The sequence below is a fragment of the Thauera sp. WH-1 genome (assembly GCF_047806685.1).
Lineage (GTDB): Bacteria > Pseudomonadota > Gammaproteobacteria > Burkholderiales > Rhodocyclaceae > Thauera.
The window spans coordinates 34,533-51,295 of sequence record NZ_JBLQGP010000005.1 but is presented as its reverse complement, the minus strand read 5'-3'; the positions used below and the strand labels follow the sequence as shown (position 1 = coordinate 51,295).

General features: G+C 70.0%; 19 protein-coding genes. 12 read left to right on the top strand and 7 right to left on the bottom strand.

Annotated elements, in window-relative coordinates:
- Positions 1–16: 16 nt before the first annotated feature.
- The 6 genes from ACMV5O_RS06945 to ACMV5O_RS06920 form a co-directional block, all read right to left on the bottom strand.
- Complete coding sequence (locus ACMV5O_RS06945) at positions 17–970, bottom strand: restriction endonuclease (RefSeq protein WP_416162821.1); 954 nt, start codon at positions 968–970, stop codon at positions 17–19.
- Positions 971–1,108: 138 nt separating this feature from the next.
- Positions 1,109–1,426, bottom strand: a complete 318-nt coding sequence (locus ACMV5O_RS06940) for a cupin domain-containing protein (RefSeq protein ID WP_416162820.1) — start codon at positions 1,424–1,426, stop codon at positions 1,109–1,111.
- A gap of 105 nt (positions 1,427–1,531) precedes the next feature.
- A complete protein-coding gene (locus ACMV5O_RS06935) occupies positions 1,532–2,869 on the bottom strand; it encodes a ferric reductase-like transmembrane domain-containing protein (protein WP_416162819.1) in 1,338 nt (445 codons plus the stop codon).
- A gap of 144 nt (positions 2,870–3,013) precedes the next feature.
- Positions 3,014–3,343, bottom strand: coding sequence for a PepSY domain-containing protein (locus ACMV5O_RS06930; RefSeq protein WP_416162818.1), 330 nt, complete (start codon positions 3,341–3,343; stop codon positions 3,014–3,016).
- A gap of 191 nt (positions 3,344–3,534) precedes the next feature.
- Positions 3,535–4,425, bottom strand: a complete 891-nt coding sequence (locus ACMV5O_RS06925; protein ID WP_416162817.1) for a putative RNA methyltransferase — start codon at positions 4,423–4,425, stop codon at positions 3,535–3,537.
- Complete coding sequence (locus tag ACMV5O_RS06920) at positions 4,422–4,778, bottom strand: cupin domain-containing protein (protein ID WP_416162816.1); 357 nt, start codon at positions 4,776–4,778, stop codon at positions 4,422–4,424. Before ACMV5O_RS06920 ends, ACMV5O_RS06925 begins: the two co-directional genes overlap by 4 nt.
- Positions 4,779–4,928: 150 nt before the next feature.
- On the opposite strand from ACMV5O_RS06920, the gene cdd reads away from it, so the two are divergent.
- From cdd to ACMV5O_RS06865, 11 genes are all read left to right on the top strand, one after another.
- Positions 4,929–5,321, top strand: coding sequence for a cytidine deaminase (cdd, locus tag ACMV5O_RS06915; protein ID WP_416162815.1), 393 nt, complete (start codon positions 4,929–4,931; stop codon positions 5,319–5,321).
- Positions 5,322–5,350: 29 nt separating this feature from the next.
- Positions 5,351–6,487, top strand: a complete 1,137-nt coding sequence (locus ACMV5O_RS06910; protein WP_416162814.1) for a toll/interleukin-1 receptor domain-containing protein — start codon at positions 5,351–5,353, stop codon at positions 6,485–6,487.
- Between the two features lie 102 nt (positions 6,488–6,589).
- Complete coding sequence (locus ACMV5O_RS06905; RefSeq protein ID WP_416162813.1) at positions 6,590–8,209, top strand: bifunctional aminoglycoside phosphotransferase/ATP-binding protein; 1,620 nt, start codon at positions 6,590–6,592, stop codon at positions 8,207–8,209.
- A gap of 24 nt (positions 8,210–8,233) precedes the next feature.
- Positions 8,234–9,343, top strand: a complete 1,110-nt coding sequence (locus ACMV5O_RS06900; protein WP_416162812.1) for a metal-dependent hydrolase — start codon at positions 8,234–8,236, stop codon at positions 9,341–9,343.
- A complete protein-coding gene (locus ACMV5O_RS06895) occupies positions 9,340–9,951 on the top strand; it encodes a protein disulfide oxidoreductase (protein WP_416162811.1) in 612 nt (203 codons plus the stop codon). Before ACMV5O_RS06900 ends, ACMV5O_RS06895 begins: the two co-directional genes overlap by 4 nt.
- Positions 9,952–10,012: 61 nt before the next feature.
- Positions 10,013–10,309, top strand: coding sequence for a toxin-antitoxin system TumE family protein (locus ACMV5O_RS06890; protein ID WP_416162810.1), 297 nt, complete (start codon positions 10,013–10,015; stop codon positions 10,307–10,309).
- Entirely contained in the window at positions 10,290–10,637 is a 348-nt protein-coding gene (locus tag ACMV5O_RS06885; RefSeq protein WP_416162809.1) for a DNA-binding protein, read from the top strand. Before ACMV5O_RS06890 ends, ACMV5O_RS06885 begins: the two co-directional genes overlap by 20 nt.
- A gap of 11 nt (positions 10,638–10,648) precedes the next feature.
- Complete coding sequence (locus tag ACMV5O_RS06880; RefSeq protein WP_416162808.1) at positions 10,649–11,560, top strand: alpha/beta hydrolase; 912 nt, start codon at positions 10,649–10,651, stop codon at positions 11,558–11,560.
- A gap of 167 nt (positions 11,561–11,727) precedes the next feature.
- A complete protein-coding gene (locus tag ACMV5O_RS06875) occupies positions 11,728–12,759 on the top strand; it encodes a DctP family TRAP transporter solute-binding subunit (RefSeq protein WP_416162807.1) in 1,032 nt (343 codons plus the stop codon).
- Positions 12,760–12,956: 197 nt separating this feature from the next.
- Positions 12,957–13,442, top strand: coding sequence for a TRAP transporter small permease (locus tag ACMV5O_RS06870; RefSeq protein ID WP_416162806.1), 486 nt, complete (start codon positions 12,957–12,959; stop codon positions 13,440–13,442).
- Positions 13,439–14,722, top strand: coding sequence for a TRAP transporter large permease (locus ACMV5O_RS06865; protein WP_416162805.1), 1,284 nt, complete (start codon positions 13,439–13,441; stop codon positions 14,720–14,722). Before ACMV5O_RS06870 ends, ACMV5O_RS06865 begins: the two co-directional genes overlap by 4 nt.
- Positions 14,723–14,735: 13 nt before the next feature.
- On the opposite strand, the gene ACMV5O_RS06860 is transcribed toward ACMV5O_RS06865, so the two are convergent.
- Positions 14,736–15,359 carry a TetR/AcrR family transcriptional regulator gene (locus ACMV5O_RS06860; protein WP_416162804.1) on the bottom strand — a complete coding sequence of 208 codons (624 nt, stop codon included), beginning with the start codon at positions 15,357–15,359 and terminating at the stop codon, positions 14,736–14,738.
- Positions 15,360–15,557: 198 nt separating this feature from the next.
- On the opposite strand from ACMV5O_RS06860, the gene ACMV5O_RS06855 reads away from it, so the two are divergent.
- Positions 15,558–16,763, top strand: coding sequence for an efflux RND transporter periplasmic adaptor subunit (locus ACMV5O_RS06855; protein ID WP_416162803.1), 1,206 nt, complete (start codon positions 15,558–15,560; stop codon positions 16,761–16,763).

Below are 16,763 nucleotides of genomic sequence, written 5' to 3'. Positions count from 1 at the left end.
GGACTCCCGGAGTCGATCAGGGCGTGGCGGCGCGCATCTGCAGCGTTGCGCGGCATTTCGGGAAGCGGATGCAGCCCCAGAAGCGGCCCCGCTTGCTGTCGCGCGCGGCCATCTTCACGCCGCAGGACGGGCAGGTGGGGGTCGTCCAGTCGCCCGCGGTCGCAAAGTCGAGCAGTTGCTGGCGCAGGGCCTCGGGCAGCCGCTCGAGCATGGCGAGGAACAGTTTGCCGTCGAGCAGGGTGATCCGGTTCTCGGCGGCAAAGGCGCGGGCCTCGTCGGTGAAGCCGTTCGGGGCCATGAAGAAGGCCTTTTCAGCGCGCTCGTGCGCCATCACGCCTCGCAGTTCCCGTACCGGCTTGACGCCGACCGCCTGGTTCCAGGCCTTGCACTGCACGACCGCTGTGCAGCGTTGCGGGTCGGTGTCGTCCTGGAACAGGCGGATGTCGACGCCGCCGTCGGGGCCGAGCGCGGTGGTCTCGGCCCGGATGCCCTTCACGCGATAGAACTCGCAGCACAGATCCTCGAAGCGCTTCCACTCGATGCGGTCGATGAGGGCGCGCGACCAGACGGTCGGGTGAGCTTCCTGCGCCACTGGCGCTGGCTCGGGGGCAGACGATCTCGCAAGCAGCGCCTTGTCGAGCTCGGACAACGGGGCGTTGGTGGCGCGAACCACCGGCTGCGCTTGACGCGCTGCGGGCGGGCGGGGCGGGGGTGGAGATGCCGGCGGTCGCTGCTGGAAGAAGCGGATCACCGAAATGCTGCCGAAGAGGACCGCCATCAGCCAGGCCAGCGGCACGAATGCCAGCACCAGACCGCTGAGCATGCGGCTGCTACCGAACATCGCGGGGATGATCACGGTTGCTGCGAGGATGCACACCGCCGCCATGGCGGCAGAGACCTTCCAGTCGGACGTGGTGGCGATCTCGAACAGGCCCGGATCGCGGCGGGACTTGCGGTAACGGCGGGACATGCCCCGATTATGCTTGCCGTGAATCCGAGTGGCATGCCCGAAGCAATGACGTTCGCGAACTACGTCTCGAACAGGGCGCGAAAATGTTGGTGCATCGCGAAGTGCTCGACGACCCCGGCCGCCGCGCCTCGCCATCGTTCACTCGACGATCGGCGTCGCCTTCTGCGACGACACGAAGATGATCGCGTCCGTCAGCGCCAGTACGTCGTGCTCCTCGCCGGCCTCGGTGAACAGGTAGTCCCCGGCCAGCAGGTCCTGCTCCGCGATCCGCACGCTGCCGGCGAGCACCAGCACCTCCTCGGTGCCCTGGTGGCGATGGCGCGGGAAGCGGCTGCCGGCCGCGAGCCGGACCACCGACGAGCGTCCGCCGGCGTCATTGTTGCGGAACAGGCTGCGCTCGATGCCCGGGAAACCGGACGGCGCCCATTCGCGTTCGCTGCTTTTCCTGACCAGCATGGTGGCCTCCTCGCGGTTGAAGGGCTGACTCGGTACCCGCCACCGAGGCGGTACCGAGTCATTGCACCTTAGCAGTTCGGCAACCCTGCCGCGCCCGGCAGGGCCTCAGCGCATCTCGAACGCCTCGCGCCGGAAGCTCAGCCGCCGTCCCCACAGCCGCGCCAGGCCGGCCTTGAGCTGGTCGCCGAAGCCGCGCGGGCCGCAGAACCACACTTCCGCGCGCTGCCCGTCGGTGCCCGTGGCGGCGAGGCGCTCGGGCGTCAGGTCGTCGCCGGTGGCGCGGTCGTGGATGTGCAGGCTCACGCTCGGCAGCTCGGCGCACAGGCTGCGCAGGCGTTCGACGAAGGGGTCGTGCGCCGCACCGCGGGTGCTGTAGTGCAGCTCCACCGCCGGGGCCGCAGCGGGCTCGGCGCGCAGCGCGTCGAGCCAGGCCAGGAAGGGCGTCACGCCGATGCCGCCGGCGATCCAGATCTGGCGCGCCTTGTGGTCCTGACGACCGAGCACGAAGCGGCCGTATGGGCCTTCGACGGTGACGGCCTGGCCGACCGCGACCCGGCTGGCGAGCTGGCGGGTGTAGTCGCCCAGGGCCTTGATCTGGAAGGTCAGGCTGCGGTCACCGTGGTCGGCGCTGGCGATGGTGAAGGGGTGCGAGCCCTCGAAGCGCTCGAAGCCGACGAAGGCGAACTGCCCGGCCTGGTGTCCGCGCCAGGCGCCGTCGAGCCGGCACACGATCTCGGTGACGTCGGGGGCAGGCGAGGACACGGCGGTGACCACGCCCTGGACCTTGCGGTCACGGCCGATGCGGCCGGTGAGCGCGACCACCGAGGCCACCGTACCGGCGGCCAGCAGCAGCGCGAGCAGCACGCCGACGGGCTGCGTCCAGTAGTCGGGCGGCGCCAGCACGGCGGCGTGGAAGGCGAGCACCAGGTAGAACACCGGCATCGCGCGGTGGAGGTGGCGCCAGAACTTGTAGGGGAAGCGCTTCCACAGGCTGAGCACGACCATGGCCAGCACCAGGTAGATGGCGAACTCGCCGAGCTCCTCGCCGGCATCGCGCAGGGCCTCGTACAGGCCGCCGAATTCATCGTGCGCTGGCTTCCCGGCCTTGCCGTACAGCGACTTGATGACGTCGTCCGACATCTCGATCAGCCAGTGCAGCGCGGCGAACACCGCGGCGAGGATGCCGGCCCACTTGTGCAGGCGGAAGATGCGGTCCATGCCGCCAAGCGGGCGCTCGAGCACGGTGGGGCGGGTGGCGAGCACCATCGCCAGCGACATCAGGCCAATGGCGAGCAGGCCGCTGAGGTAGAGGCCTTGTTCGCGGACGAGCCAGGGCAGGGAGGCGGTGCCGCCGTCGAGGGCGGCGACGTTGAGGCCCCAGGCCGCGGCGATCACGGCGATGAAGGCGGCGAGGGCGGGGAGGGTGGAGAGGGCGGGGATCATGGCACGGGCTCCCGGCGATGGAGAGTGGAAGGCGAGGGCGGCAGGCGGCAGGTCAAAAAGGGGCGACGCAAGGCGGCAGGCGCGCACGTGGCGGCCAGATAGCGAAGAGGGGCCGGCGGTCGTGCCGGCCCCCTTGGGCGGTGCTTACTTGCTGCGCTTGACCTCGGTCTTGAGGACGTCGCCGGTGACCGGATCGACATCCAGTTCAACGCGCTGCCCTTGCGGGTCGGTGGCCTTGACCTCGTACTTGTCCTTGTCGCGCTCGACCTCGCGGAAGTCGCGGTAGCCGGCGGCTTCGAGCTTACCCAGCACGTCCTTGATGCTCAGCCAGTTGGACTGGGCGGCGGGGGTGGTCGCGGCAGCCGGGGTGGCCGCGGGGGTGGCGCTCTGGGCGAACGCGGGGGCGATGGCGGCGCCGGCGCCGATGAGTCCGCCGGTAAGGGCCAGGGTGGCGATGAGGGTGGTGGCACGCATGATGGCATCTCCTTGGTTGGGGGCGGTCCTGTCTTGACCGTGATGCCATGCTGCGCCCAGCTGCCTGAATCGATGCTGAAGGCGCCGTTCATCGGGCGTTCATCTTCGCAGTGACGGCGAACGGGTGGATTGTTGCGATTGCAGTTGCAGTTGCAGGCGTGGGTGTGGGGGCGGTGGCCGCCGCCGCGGCTTCAGTCCGTCAGGCGCCGGTAGCGCGCCCGGCGCACGTCCACCCTCATCGTCAGCGCGGTGAGTGCCGCCGCGCGGGCGCGGCCCTCGGCGGTGGCGCGGTAGAGGTGGGGCGTCATCGCCAGCAGGTCGGCGATCGGCGCAGCGCCGTCGACGTGGATCTGGAAGCGCAGGGTGTCGGTGCCGAGGGGCTCGAAGCCGGGCGGCGCCTGGCGTGCGGCGGGGCGCTCGGGTTTCAGGGTCGGGTAGATGACCTCGCGCAGCTCGCGCAGGTGATCGGGGCCGGCGTCGACCTGCAGCAGCACGCCGCCGGGGCGCAGCACGCGGGCGAACTCGGGGTAGACCGGAAAGCCGAACATGCACAGCACGCGGTCGAGCGTGGCCGGCAGCACCGGCAGACCGGCGTTGCTGCCGACGATCCAGGTGGTGCTCGGGCTTGCGCTGGCGCCGGCCTGGCTGCGGGCGTCCTGAAGGTCCCGCTTCGCCGCCGCCTGCACCGCCCACTTCGAGATGTCTAGGCCGGCGAGTGCGAGCGGGCGCGCTTCGGCCGCCGCCGCGGCGGCGAGCTGGCGCAGGTAGTAGCCCTCGCCGCAGCCGGCGTCGAGACAGGTGAGGGTGCGGCCCGGCACGGCGCCGGCGAGCACCGCCTGCGCCACCGCGTCGGCGATCGGCTTGTAATGCCCCGCCTCGAGGAAGCGCCGGCGCGCGGCGACCATCTCCTTGCTGTCGCCGGGGTCGCGCGAGCGCTTGTTCTGCACCGGCAACAGGTTCACGTAGCCCTGGGCGGCGATGTCGAAACAGTGGCCGTCCGCGCAGCGCCAACTCGCGCCGCTACGCTGCAGCGGTGCGCCGTCAAGCGGGCAGGCAAGCGCCGTGAAGGGCGAGACGCTCACTTGGCGGCGTCGGCCGGGCTGCGCAGCATCACCAGCACCATCTTGAAGGGTTCGAGCGGGTTGACGGCGTGCGGCACGTTGGCCGGCATCAGCAAGGTGTCGCCGGCGCCCAGGGCGTGGTGCGCGCCGCCGAGCACGATGTCGGCGCGGCCCTCGACGCCGATGACCAGCGCATCGAAGGGCGCGGTGTGCTCGCTCAGGCCCTCGCCGGCGTCGAAGGCGAACAGCGTGACGCTGCCGCCGGCGTTCTTCACCAGCATGCGGCTGACGACGGCCTTGTCCTGGAAGTGCAGCATCTGCGCCAGCTTCTCGACGCGGGGCGGGTTGTCGGACAAACGGTTTCCGGTGCTCATGCTGGCCTCCTTGTGAATCGCCCGCATCATTGCCCGCTTCGTGGCTGCTGTCCATGGCGCAGGCCCTGCCCCCACTCGCTCCCCCTCGCCCCGATTGCCTTGCCTGCGCATTTGGCCGATGCTTGCCCGATCACAACCGGGAGACGCAGCATGACGGACGTTCGGCTTTCGCCTGAGGTGGCGGCGCGTCTCGAAGAAGCGCTCGGGCGCTCGTACAGCCCCTACAGCGGCTTTGCGGTGGCGGCTGCGGTGGTGACCGGCTCGGGGCGCGTGTTTGCGGCGCCCAACATCGAGAACGCCTCCTTCGGGCTCACCGTTTGCGCCGAGCGCAACGCGATCTTCCAGGCCGTTGCGGCCGGCGAGCGCGACATCCTTCGGCTCTATCTGCTGACGCCGACGCGCGAGCTTCATACTCCCTGCGGCGCCTGCCGCCAGGTAATGGCCGAGTTCATGCCGCCCGAGGCCGAGGTGCTGTGCCTGTCGCGCGAGGCAAGCCAGCGCTTCACCGTCGGCATGCTGCTGCCGGCGGCCTTCTCGCGCTGATCTTCTGCTCTCCCCGCCGAGACCCGACCATGCCCAGAAAATCCACGACTGCCGCCGATGCCCGGACTGTGGCGGCACCCTATGTGTTCATCAGCCACGACAGCCGCGATGCGGAGCTGGCGGCCTTGTTCAGTGATCTCGTGCGCGCGGTGACGGCGAACATGATCCACTGCTTCCGCTCCTCGGACTCGCAGGGCACCGAGGGGATCGCATTCGGCGATGAGTGGTACGGCAAGGTGGTCGATGCGCTCGATGCGGCGAGCGACGTGGTCTGCCTGCTCACGCCGCGCAGCCTCGAACGGCCGTGGATCCTGTTCGAGGCCGGCATGGCGCGTGGCATGCGCCATCAGCGGCCGGTCTTCGGCCTGCTGCTCGGCATCGGCGATGTCGGCACCAGCCCGTTCGCCCAGTTCCAGAACTGCGCGGCGACGGCCGATGCGGTCGAGAAGCTGCTGACCCAGTTGTGCGCGCCTCACCCCCAGCTTCGCCCCGACCCGCAGGTGCTGTCCGGCCAGGTCAAGCTGTTTCTGGACCGGGTGGGGGCCGAGCTGCAGCGCATGCCGGCGAGCCGGCAGCGGGTCTGGCGGCGGCGGGTGCCGCTGCATGCGGAGCCCGAGGTGCTGCAGGCGGTGATCGGGCAGCTGGAGCAACTGCGCACCGATGTGCTGGCCTACATGACGGAGCAGGGGCGCGCGTGCCGGCTGGAGGGGATCCGCGCCAACCTGTTGCTGCCCGATGACGAGTTCCGCGACAAGGGTGAATTCCCGGGACAGCTCTATTTCTATGCGGCCGTGCCCGCCGGCGGCTTCACCCGCCGCGAGCTCGGCCTGCGCTTCGCGCCCGGCGAAGGCGTGGCGGGCAAGGTGTTCCTGGACGACAAGGCCTTTGTCGAGCACCGCGCCTTCGGCATCTCGAGCGCCAAGCTGAGCGTGATGCCGCGCCGGCTCTCGGCGGTGGCGGGCTTTCCGCTCCTGCACCGCGACATGAGCGCCTCGTTCGGGGTGGTGTGCGTCGACCTGATCGACACCGAGATCACCCAGGCCGACCTCGAAGGCCTGCTGGAGTCGGACGCGGTCAAGGACCGGGTCGACGACATGGCGCGCTATCTGCTCGACGCGCAGCCGGCCAACGCCTTCCTGCTCGAGTATTCGGCGCGGCCGGCCTGAGGTCGGTGCGAGGTCGGTGTTGCCCGGGGGTGGTGGGCCCTGCCTGATCGGGCGTGCGTCATGTCCGCTACCATGGCGGCGGGAATGCGGAGGAGAGCGCAGATGCACGGCGACGACGGACTGGTACGGCAACTCATGCAGCCCGGCGTGCTGCCGGACTCCGCGCGCGGGGTCGAGCTGATCGAGACCCACATCTCGTGGATCCTGCTCGCCGGCGACCATGCCTGGAAACTGAAGAAACCGCTCGACCTCGGCTTCCTGGACTTCAGCACGCCGGCGCGCCGGCGCGCGGCGTGCGAGGACGAGTTGCGACTCAACCGGCGCACCCTACCCGAGCTGTACGAGGCGGTGGTGCCGGTGCTGGGCGCGCCGCAGGCGCCGCGGCTGGGCAGCGCGCTGGTGCCGGGCGCGACCGATGAGCCGGCGCCGGCCGCGGCGCCGATCGACTACCTGGTGCGCATGCGCCGCTTCGAGCAGTCGGCGCTGCTGTCGCATTTGCTCGAGCAGGGCCAGCTCAGTCCCGCACTGTGCGACCGCCTTGCCCGTCACGTCGCCGACTTCCATGCGGCGGCCGAGGTGGCCGGCGCGGACGGGGCTTTCGGCCATGCCGACGCGGTGCATGCGCCGGTGCGGCAGAACTTCGAGCAGGTTCGCGCGCGCAGCAAGGATCCGGCCCTGCTGGCCGAGCTGGCCCGCGCGCAGGCCTGGGCCGAGGCGCAGTTCGCGGTCCTGCGTCCCGTCTTCGAGGCACGCCTGGCGGCCGGCCAGGTGCGCGAATGCCATGGCGACCTGCACCTGGGCAACCTGATCGTGCTCGATGGCGAGCCGCGCCTGTTCGACGCGATCGAGTTCAGCGCCGAATTGCGCTGGACCGATGTCATCGCCGACATCGCCTTCCTCGTCATGGACTTGCAGGCCCGCGGCCGTGCCGACCTCGGCTGGCGCTTCCTCAATGCCTGGCTCGAGCGCAGCGGCGACTACGAAGGCCTGCGCGTGCTGCCCTACTACCTGAGCTACCGCGCCATGGTGCGGGCCAAGGTCGCGGCCATCCGCGCTGCCCAGCTCGATGCGGCGGCGCGCGACGAGAGTCTGGCCGAATGTCGCCGCTACCTGGCGCTCGCCGGCGCGCAGGCGGCGCGGGCGACGCCTGCGCTGCTGATCGCCTGCGGCGTCTCGGGGGCCGGCAAGAGCAGCCAGTCGCAGCCGCTGCTCGAGGCCTGCGGCGTGATCCGCGTGCGCGCCGACGTCGAGCGCAAGCGCCTGTTCGGCCTCGACGCCGAGGCAGCGAGCGGGTCGGCACTGCATGGCGGGCTGTATTCCGCGGAGTCCACCGTGTGCACCTATGCGCGCCTGGGCGAACTCGCGCTGGCAGGCGTGGAGGCCGGTTATCCGATGCTGGTCGATGCGACCTTCCTGAAGCGGGTACAACGCTTCGGCTTTGCCGAGCTGGCCGACACGCTCGGCGTGCCCTTCGTGATCCTCGCCTTCGATGCGCCGCCGGCGGTGCTGCGCGAGCGGGTGCGTCGCCGCGCCGAGGCCGGCAAGGACGCCTCCGAGGCGGACCTGGCGGTGCTCGCGGCGCAACTTGTGGCGCGCGAGGCGCTCGAAAAGGGGGAACTCGAGCGCGCCCTCGTCGTCGATACCCGCTCGGCGCCAGACTGGCGCGCGCTGCTGCCGGCGCTCTCGCGCCTGTGGCCGGGGGCGCAGGCGGCTGATCACTAGACAGGAAGCATTTCCCGGGACCTGATGGATACCTTGACCCATGCCCTCTCGGGCGCGCTGGTCGGTCGCGTGCTCGCCGGCCGCCGTGCGCCTTCGGCCGTCGCAGCAGGCGCCGCCTCCCGGGCAGCAGCGGGCGTGCAGCCGCCCGTGTGGCAGATGGTGGTGGCCGGCACGATCGCGGCGACCTTCCCCGATCTCGACTTCGTGCTCGGCTGGGTGTCCGAGCTCACCTATCTGCGCGGGCACCGCGGCGTCACCCATTCGCTCGTGTTGCTGCCCCTGTGGGGGCTCTTGATCGCCTGGCTGCTGGCGCGTTTCTGGGCCCGTGACGGCAGGCCAGGCGCGGGCTGGCGCCGTTTCTACCTGGTGGTGTGTGCGGCGCTCTTCGTGCACATCCTCGGCGATCTCATCACCCAGTTCGGCACCATGATCCTGGCGCCGTTCTCCGACCACCGCTTCGGCTGGGGCACGACCTTCATCATCGATCTGCCCTTTACCGGCATCATCGTCGCCGGCCTGCTGGCGAGCGCGCTGTGGCGCACGAGCCGGGTGCCGTCAGCACTGGCGCTGGTGCTGCTCGCCGGCTGGGTCGGCGTTGGGGCGCTCGGACGCAGCGAGGCGATCGATGTCGCGCGCGCCTACGCGACCGCAAACGGCATCGCGGCGGTCGAGGTCGATGCCGCGCCAAGGCCGGCTTCGCCCTTCAACTGGACGGCGATCGTGTTCGACGGCGAGCGCTACCACTACGCCCACATCAACACCCGGCGCAGCCAGCCGCTGGTGGCCGGCGAGGGCGACACTTTCATCCGCCACTTCTCGGCGCCCTACCTGCCGGTGTCGATGGCGCAGTGGGAGGTGGCCGACCGTTTCGGCAACGGTGACGGGCGCGAGCTGGCGCAGAAGGTGTGGCAGGCCGAGGATTTCGCCTTCTTCCGCTGGTTCGCGATGTTCCCGGTGCTCGACCACGTCGAGCACGACACCGCCGGCCAGGTCTGCGCGGCCTTCCGCGATCTGCGCTTCGCGACGCCGGGCCGCGGGCGCGAACCCTTCGTGTACGGCCTGTGCGGCAGCGGCGGTGACTGGCGCCTGTTCGAACGCGAGGGCGAGGGGCGGCGCTGGATCGATGTCCGATGACGAAGCCGCGCTGTGATTCCTCCCGTCTCGATCCGGCTGCGCCGGACCCGTCCCCGGCCGAGGCTGGCGGCGCGGTCCCGTGTGCCGCGCCGACGCGCAAGGTCCCGCGCTGGCGGCGCTGGGCGGTCGAGATTGGTATCTTCGTGGCGATCTTCTTCGCCATCCAGGCGTGGATGGCGCGCGATGTCCCGGCTGGCCCGGCGCCCGACTTTGACGCGCTCGGCGCCGACGGCAGCGCGCTGAGCCTGGCCGCGTGGCGCGCGCCGCACCCGGGCAAGGCGATCGGGGTGTATTTCTGGGCCGACTGGTGCCCGATCTGCACCGCGCAGGAAGGCAGCATCGACGGCATCGCCGCCGACCACCCGGTGCTCACCGTCGCCATGCAGTCGGGCGATGCGGCGGCGGTCGCCACGGTCCTCGCCGACCGTGGTCTCGACTGGACCACCGCGATCGACGCCGACGGCCGCATCGCCCAGCGCTACGGCCTGCGCGGCGTGCCCGCCTTCGTGGTGGTCGATGCCGCGGGCGACATCCGCTCGGTGGCGCTCGGCTACACGACCGGCTGGGGGCTGCGCGCGCGGCTGTGGTGGGCGGGCGTCTGGCGTTGAGGACGCTTGGCAGGTGTTGTTGCCTTTGACAACAGCACGAGTTGTTGTCAATATCTCCAACATGAAAGCCCTTCCGTTGATCCGCCGCCGGGTCGTCATTGCGCCGGATGCATTTGCCGACGTTGCCGTATGGCGGGTCCCGGAGCCGGTGCCGCCTTCTGAGCATCCGTTCAAGTACCGGCTGGCTTATGTGATCGGCGGTGAGTGTGTGCTGCGTTACGACAACGAGCGCGGCAAGGGCGATCACCGTCATTACGGCGACCAAGAGTCGGACTACGCCTTTTCCGATCCGGATCAACTTACCCGCGACTTTGCTGCGGACATTGCGAGGTGGAACCATGAACACGGTCGTTCTTGAAGTGCGCAGCCTGGCCGAGACGCTGGCCGATGCGGCGCGCGCGATGAAAACCGGGCGTGGTGATACTCAGTCGCGGATTGCCTTCGCGACGCCCGAGTTGCTCTGGAAGGTACTGAGCGCGAAGCGCTGGGAGCTGTTGAAGGCGCTCTGTGCGGCGGGGCCGGTCTCGATACGCGAGGCGGCCAGGCGGGTGGGGCGTGACGTCAAGGCGGTGCACGGCGACGTGACTGCGCTGCTCGACGCCGGTGTGCTGTCGCGTACCGACGACGGACGAATCGAGTTTCCGTTCGATGCGGTGAAGGTCGAGTTTCTGCTGCAGGCAGCCTGAGGAGAGCGGCAATGGGCGCGCCCGCACTGATCGCCGCCTTCACCGCCGGTGCCGCCACCCTCGCCGGCGGGCGGGCACTGGTGCATTGGGGCATCCGCAAGGGGCTGGCCGCGCCGCGGCTGCCGCATCACACCGACCCGGGCGCGCTCGGGCTCGGTTTCGACACGCTGCGCATCGCGACCGCCAACGGCAAGACCTTGCACGCCTGGTTCATCCCGGCGCCGGCGGCCGCGGACGAGGCGCACAGACTGGCGCCCGCAGTGGTGGTGCTGCATGGCTGGGGCGGCAATGCGGCGCTGATGCTGCCGCTTGCGCGCCCGCTGCACGAGGCCGGCTTTGCCATGCTGTTCGTCGATGCGCGCTGTCACGGTGCCAGCGACGACGACAGCTTCGCTTCGCTGCCGCGCTTTGCCGAGGATGTCGAGCATGCCTTCGCCTGGCTGGCCGCACGCGCCGGTGTCGACCCGCAGCGCATCGCGCTGCTCGGCCATTCGGTGGGCGCCGGCGCGGTGTTGTTCGCCGCCTCGCGTACGCCGCAGGTGGCGGTGGTGGTCAGCGTGGCGGCCTTTTCGCATCCCGCGGCGATGATGCGGCGCTGGCTGGCGGCCAGGCGCATCCCGGAGAAGCCGGTCGGCCGCTACATCCTCGAGTATGTGCAGAAGACGATCGGCTACCGCTTCGACGACATCGCGCCGCTCGCCACCATTTCGCGCATTCATCGCCCGGTGCTGCTGGTGCATGGCGAGGACGACGCCGTGGTGCCGGTCGACGAGGCGCGGCAGATCTTCGCCGCACGCGGCGACACGCCGGTCGAGCTGCTGACGCTGGCGGGCGATCATGAATCCTTTGCCGATCTCGAGCACCATGTCGGCCGCCTGATGGACTTCCTGCGGCGCACGCTCGCGCCGCCCGCCGAGGGCTGAGCGCGGGCGGGCGGCGCCACGGCGCCGGGGCGCAGCCGAGTGGCGTCAGTCCTGGCTGCGGGTAATCTCGGCTGGTCGTGGCGCGCCCCGGTTTGTAGAATCCGCCTTCCTCGCGCCGGCTTTGCCTGCGCGTCCGGCTCAAAACAAGTCCCTCGGAGACCCCTCTCATGCAAAAACGCCGCTTCAATGCCCTCGTCGCCGGCCTGTTCGCGTCCGCCGCGCTCGGCCTGGCCATGCCGGCCTCGGCCCAGCAGTACAAGGATGAATACAAGCTGTCCACCGTGCTCGGCGAAGCCTTCCCCTGGGGCTGGGGCGCCAAGCGCTGGGCCGACCTGGTCGCGGAGAAGACCGAAGGCCGCATCAACATCAAGGTCTATCCGGGCACCTCGCTGGTCTCCGGCGACCAGACCAAGGAATTCACCGCGCTGCGCCAGGGCATCATCGACATGGCGGTGGGCTCGACGATCAACTGGTCGCCGCAGGTCAAGGAACTCAACCTGTTCGCGCTGCCCTTCCTGATGCCCGACCACAAGGCGATCGACGCCCTGACCCAGGGCCGGGTCGGCCAGAAGATGTTCGAGATCCTCGCCGAGCGCGACGTCGTGCCGCTGGCCTGGGGCGAGAACGGCTTCCGCGAGGTGTCGAACTCGAAGAAGCCGATCCGCACGCCGGAAGACCTCAAGGGCATGAAGATGCGCGTGGTGGGCTCGCCGCTGTTCCTCGCTACCTTCACCGCCCTTGGCGCCAACCCGACGCAGATGAGCTGGGCCGACGCCCAGCCGGCAATGGCGACCGGCGCGGTCGATGGCCAGGAGAACCCGCTCGCCGTGTTCAACGCCGCCAAGCTGCACACCGTCGGCCAGAAGAACCTGACGCTGTGGGGCTATGTGGCCGACCCGCTGATCTTCGTGGTCAACAAGAACGTGTGGAACTCGTGGACCGAGGCCGACCGCAAGGCGGTGCAGGAAGCCGCCGTGCAGGCCGCCGCCGAGGAGCTGGCCCGTGCCCGCGCCGGCATCTCGGCCGAGGACGACGCCCTGCTGAAGGAGATCGAGGCCAACGGCGTCGAGGTCGTGCGCCTGTCCGACGCCGAGCGCGACGCCTTCCGCGCCGCCACCGCCGGTGTGTACAAGGAATGGGCCGAGCGCATCGGCGCCGACCTCGTCAAGCAGGCCGAGGAAGACATCGCCAAGCGCTGATGTCGGGCATGCCGGTCCGGCTCCCGTGCGCGGGCGCCGGACCGGCGGCCTGAGAGCTTTCCCGACGCCGCGGCTGGGCACAGGCCGCAGCGCCGGGGCGTCGGCCTCCCAAGCCCGGTCTTCCCCGGTCCCTCCTTTTTCCGCGCCACGCGCACCCCTGTCGCAGGCATCTCTGGCCTGCCTCGCTGGACGTCACGATGAGCCTTGAAGTCCCGTCGGCCGAAGACCAGGCCGACCGCCCCTACACGATCGAGCAGATCCTGACCGGCATTGCCATGGGCGCGATCATGCTGATCACCTTCGGCAACGTGCTGGTGCGCTACCTGACTTCGCGCTCCTTCGCCGCCACCGAGGAGTTCTCGATCGCGCTGCTGATCGTGCTGTCCTTTCTCGGCTCGTCGGTGGCGTTCGCCTTCAACCGCCACATCCGCGTCGGCTTCTTCGTCGACCGCCTGCCGCCGGCCTGGCGCGCCGCGATGGACTGGCTGTCCTTCGCCGTCACCGCGAGCCTGTTCGCCTTCATCGCCTATTACGCCGCGCGGCTGACCTGGGACCAGTACCGCTTCGAGGAGACTTCGCCCGCGCTCGGCGTGCCGCAGTGGTGGTACACGGTGTGGATGCCGGTGCTGGCGGTGACACTGGTGCTGCGCCTGATCGTCAACCGCCTGCGGGGGCGCGCATGATCGGCGCCACCTTGCTCGGGCTGTTCATGCTGGCGCTGATCGCCGGCCTGCCGCTGGCGGTGGCGCTGGGCGTGGCCAGCGTCGCCGTGCTGGCGATGGCGGGCTTCGACCAGCTCGCCGTGCCGACCAACATCTACGCCGGCATCGCCAAGTACCCGCTGCTGGCGATCCCGATGTTCATCCTCGCCGGCATGATCTTCGAGCGTTCGGGGGTGGCGATCCGCCTGGTGCGCTTCGTCACCGCGATGGTGGGCGAATGGACCGGCTCGCTGGCGGTCGTCGCCGTGCTGGTGTCGATGCTGCTGGGCGGCATCTCCGGCTCGGGCCCGGCCGATGCGGCGGCGGTGGCGGCGGTGATGCTGCCGTCGATGGTCGCGCGCGGCTATCCGAAGGGCTTCTCGGCGGGCCTGATCGCCGCAGCCGGCTCGACCGCGATCGTCATCCCGCCCTCGGTGGCCTTCATCGTCTACAGCGTGATGGTGCCGGCCGCGACCGTGCCCGCGCTGTTCGCCGCGGGCCTCTTCCCCGGCATGATCGCCGCCCTGTGCCTGCTCGTGCCGGCCATCATCATCAGCCGGCGGCACGGCTTCGGGCGCGACTTCAAGGCCGCGCGGCCGCCGCTGGGCAAGAGCTTCATTGAAGCGATCTGGGGCCTGCTGGCGCCGGTGATCATCCTCGGCGGCCTGCGCACCGGCATCTTCACGCCGACCGAGGCGGCGGTGGTGGCGGTCGCCTACGGCATCTTCGTCGGCATGGTGGTCTATCGCAGCATCACGCCGAAGGGGCTGTTCCGCATCCTGGTCGATGCCGGCGAGCTCTCGGCCGTGGTGCTGATGATCATCGGCATCGCCTCGGTGTTCGCCTGGGCGGGCAACACCCTGGGCATCTTCGACGCTGCAGCCAAGGCCCTGGTCGGCCTGCACTCGAGCGAATGGCTGATGCTGCTGTCGATCAACCTGCTGCTGCTGGCGGCAGGCATGTTCCTCGACGCGATCTCGATCTTCCTGATCCTGCTGCCGCTGCTGGTGCCGATTGCGGTGGCGATGGGCTGGGACCTGGTGTGGTTCGGCGTGATGATGACGATCAACCTCGCCATCGGCCAGTTCACGCCGCCGATGGCGATCTCGCTGATGATCACCTCGCGCATCGCCGGCATCGGCATGGAAGAGACCTTCCGCTGGGTGGTGTGGCTGGTGCTGGCGATGGGCGCCGGCCTGGCGCTGATGATCGTGTTCCCGCAGCTCGCGCTCTGGTTGCCGGGCAAGCTCGGCTACCTGTAAGGCGGTCAGCGCCTCAGCCGGGCTGGTTCAGCAGGTCGTTGATCGCGATCTGGATGCGCTGTGCCACGCGACGGCGGTCGAGCGCGGGGTTGCGGATCGTGCGGAGCAGCAGGCCTTCGAACAGGCTGGCGAGCACCTCGACCATGTCGCCGATCGCCTCCGGGGGGTCGTCGTGGCCGGCCGCGCTGCGGATGACGCGGACGGTGATCATCAGCTCGCGACGACAGGCTTCGTCCGCCTCGCGCACGATCTGCGCGACCCGCGGGTTGCGCGCCGCCTCGGCGACGATCTCCAGCTTCAGCGCGGCGGCAGCCGGGTCGAGCTGATCGGCGACGGCGTCGGCGGCGCGCTCGATCAGCGCGGCGCGCACGTTGCAGGCCGCCCGGAATTCGGCGGTCATGGTCAGCAGGGTCTCGAGGTCCTGCGCCACGATCGCGGCGATGATCGCTTCCTTGTTCTCGAAATAGTGGTAGATGTGGCCGGCGCTCATGCCGGCAATCTTCGAGATCTGCGCGATGCTGGCGCCATGAAAGCCGTGCTCGCGAAAGCATTGCGCTGCAGCGCTCAGGATCTGTTGTCGGCGCGCGGTCGCCCGCGAAGCCTCGGTGGTGTGTTGAGTTTGATCGGCAGTCTGCATGCTGTTGTGTTCGGGCGTTCGCTGCCGTTCTCGATGAACGGTCGCCGTGCCCTGTTGTCTCGAAAAATCTTGCGATGCAGCAAACGATAACATAGAATGAGCGTTCGATCTAGAATAACCATTCCAATGAGCGGGATGTCGCACAGTGGCCAACAGTCGCATGCCGATATCGCCGCTTCTCGCGTTCACGAGGCTCCAATGAAGACAAGATCTCACCCTCTTTTCAGGTCTGCGGCTGCGGTGGCGCTCAGCGCCCTGTTCCTTGCCGCCTGCAGTGGCGACAAGGAACAGGGCGCCGCGTCCGGCGCCGGCGCGCAGCCGGCGCCGGCAGTGACGGTGATGACGGTGAAGAGCGAGTCGGTGCCGATGGTGGCTGAACTGCCCGGCCGCACCACGCCCTACCTGATCGCCGAGCTGCGCCCGCAGGTCACCGGCATCGTCACCGAGCGTGCCTTCAACGAGGGCAGCGAGGTCAAGGCCGGCCAGGTGCTGTACCGCATCGACCCGGCGGCCTACCAGGCGGCCTACGACAGCGCGAAGGCGGCGCTCGCCCGTGCCGAGGCCAACGCCCAGGTGGCCCGCATCAAGGCCGAGCGCCACGCCGGCCTGGTGAAGATCGAAGCCGTCAGCAAGCAGGCCAACGACGATGCCCAGGCCGCGCTCAAGCAGGCCCAGGCCGAGGTGGCGGCAGCCAAGGCGGCGCTCGACAGGGCACGGATCGACCTCGACTACACCCGGCTGAAGTCGCCGATCGCCGGCCGCATCGGCCGCTCGACGGTGACCGCGGGCGCGCTGGTCACCGCCAATCAGGCGCAGGCGCTCGCTACCGTGCAGCAGCTCGATCCGATCTATGTCGATCTCACGCAATCGAGCGTCGACATGCTGCGCCTGCGCAGCGACATGGCCGCAGGCCGCCTGCAGGCGAGCGCCAAGGGCGAGGTGCCGGTGAAGCTGATCCTCGAGGATGGCAGCGAGTACGCCGCCGAAGGCCGCCTCGCCCTGTCCGAGGTGACGGTGGATGAAGGCACCGGCAGCGTGACCCTGCGCGCCCAGTTCGCCAATGGCGACGGTGTGCTGCTGCCCGGCATGTACGTACGCGCCCGCCTGCCGCAAGGCACGCGCAGCGAGGCGATCCTGGTGCCGCACAAGGCGCTGTCGCGCGATCCGCGCGGCGACGCGCTGGTCATGGTGGTCAATGCCGACAACGTGGTGGAGTCGCGCGCGGTGCAGGTGGCGCAGTCGCTGGGCGAGAACTGGGTGCTGACCGGCGGCCTGCAGGCCGGCGAGCGCATCATCGTCGAGGGCCTGCAGCGGGTGCGCCCGGGCGCGCCCGTCCAGGCCGAGGAGGCCGCTGCCGGCGTGGGCGCGCAAGCCGGTGTGGCGCCGGCCGCCACGGCACAGTGA

Bases quoted from the DNA above. Each gene is read 5' to 3' on its own strand.
- ACMV5O_RS06945 (WP_416162821.1), bottom strand. From the start codon at position 970: ATGTCCCGCCGTTACCGCAAGTCCCGCCGCGATCCGGGCCTGTTCGAG.
- ACMV5O_RS06940 (WP_416162820.1), bottom strand. From the start codon at position 1,426: ATGCTGGTCAGGAAAAGCAGCGAACGCGAATGGGCGCCGTCCGGTTTC.
- ACMV5O_RS06935 (WP_416162819.1), bottom strand. From the start codon at position 2,869: ATGATCCCCGCCCTCTCCACCCTCCCCGCCCTCGCCGCCTTCATCGCC.
- ACMV5O_RS06930 (WP_416162818.1), bottom strand. From the start codon at position 3,343: ATGCGTGCCACCACCCTCATCGCCACCCTGGCCCTTACCGGCGGACTC.
- ACMV5O_RS06920 (WP_416162816.1), bottom strand. From the start codon at position 4,778: ATGAGCACCGGAAACCGTTTGTCCGACAACCCGCCCCGCGTCGAGAAG.
- cdd (WP_416162815.1), top strand. From the start codon at position 4,929: ATGACGGACGTTCGGCTTTCGCCTGAGGTGGCGGCGCGTCTCGAAGAA.
- ACMV5O_RS06910 (WP_416162814.1), top strand. From the start codon at position 5,351: ATGCCCAGAAAATCCACGACTGCCGCCGATGCCCGGACTGTGGCGGCA.
- ACMV5O_RS06905 (WP_416162813.1), top strand. From the start codon at position 6,590: ATGCACGGCGACGACGGACTGGTACGGCAACTCATGCAGCCCGGCGTG.
- ACMV5O_RS06900 (WP_416162812.1), top strand. From the start codon at position 8,234: ATGGATACCTTGACCCATGCCCTCTCGGGCGCGCTGGTCGGTCGCGTG.
- ACMV5O_RS06895 (WP_416162811.1), top strand. From the start codon at position 9,340: ATGACGAAGCCGCGCTGTGATTCCTCCCGTCTCGATCCGGCTGCGCCG.
- ACMV5O_RS06890 (WP_416162810.1), top strand. From the start codon at position 10,013: ATGAAAGCCCTTCCGTTGATCCGCCGCCGGGTCGTCATTGCGCCGGAT.
- ACMV5O_RS06885 (WP_416162809.1), top strand. From the start codon at position 10,290: ATGAACACGGTCGTTCTTGAAGTGCGCAGCCTGGCCGAGACGCTGGCC.
- ACMV5O_RS06880 (WP_416162808.1), top strand. From the start codon at position 10,649: ATGGGCGCGCCCGCACTGATCGCCGCCTTCACCGCCGGTGCCGCCACC.
- ACMV5O_RS06875 (WP_416162807.1), top strand. From the start codon at position 11,728: ATGCAAAAACGCCGCTTCAATGCCCTCGTCGCCGGCCTGTTCGCGTCC.
- ACMV5O_RS06870 (WP_416162806.1), top strand. From the start codon at position 12,957: ATGAGCCTTGAAGTCCCGTCGGCCGAAGACCAGGCCGACCGCCCCTAC.
- ACMV5O_RS06865 (WP_416162805.1), top strand. From the start codon at position 13,439: ATGATCGGCGCCACCTTGCTCGGGCTGTTCATGCTGGCGCTGATCGCC.
- ACMV5O_RS06860 (WP_416162804.1), bottom strand. From the start codon at position 15,359: ATGCAGACTGCCGATCAAACTCAACACACCACCGAGGCTTCGCGGGCG.
- ACMV5O_RS06855 (WP_416162803.1), top strand. From the start codon at position 15,558: ATGAAGACAAGATCTCACCCTCTTTTCAGGTCTGCGGCTGCGGTGGCG.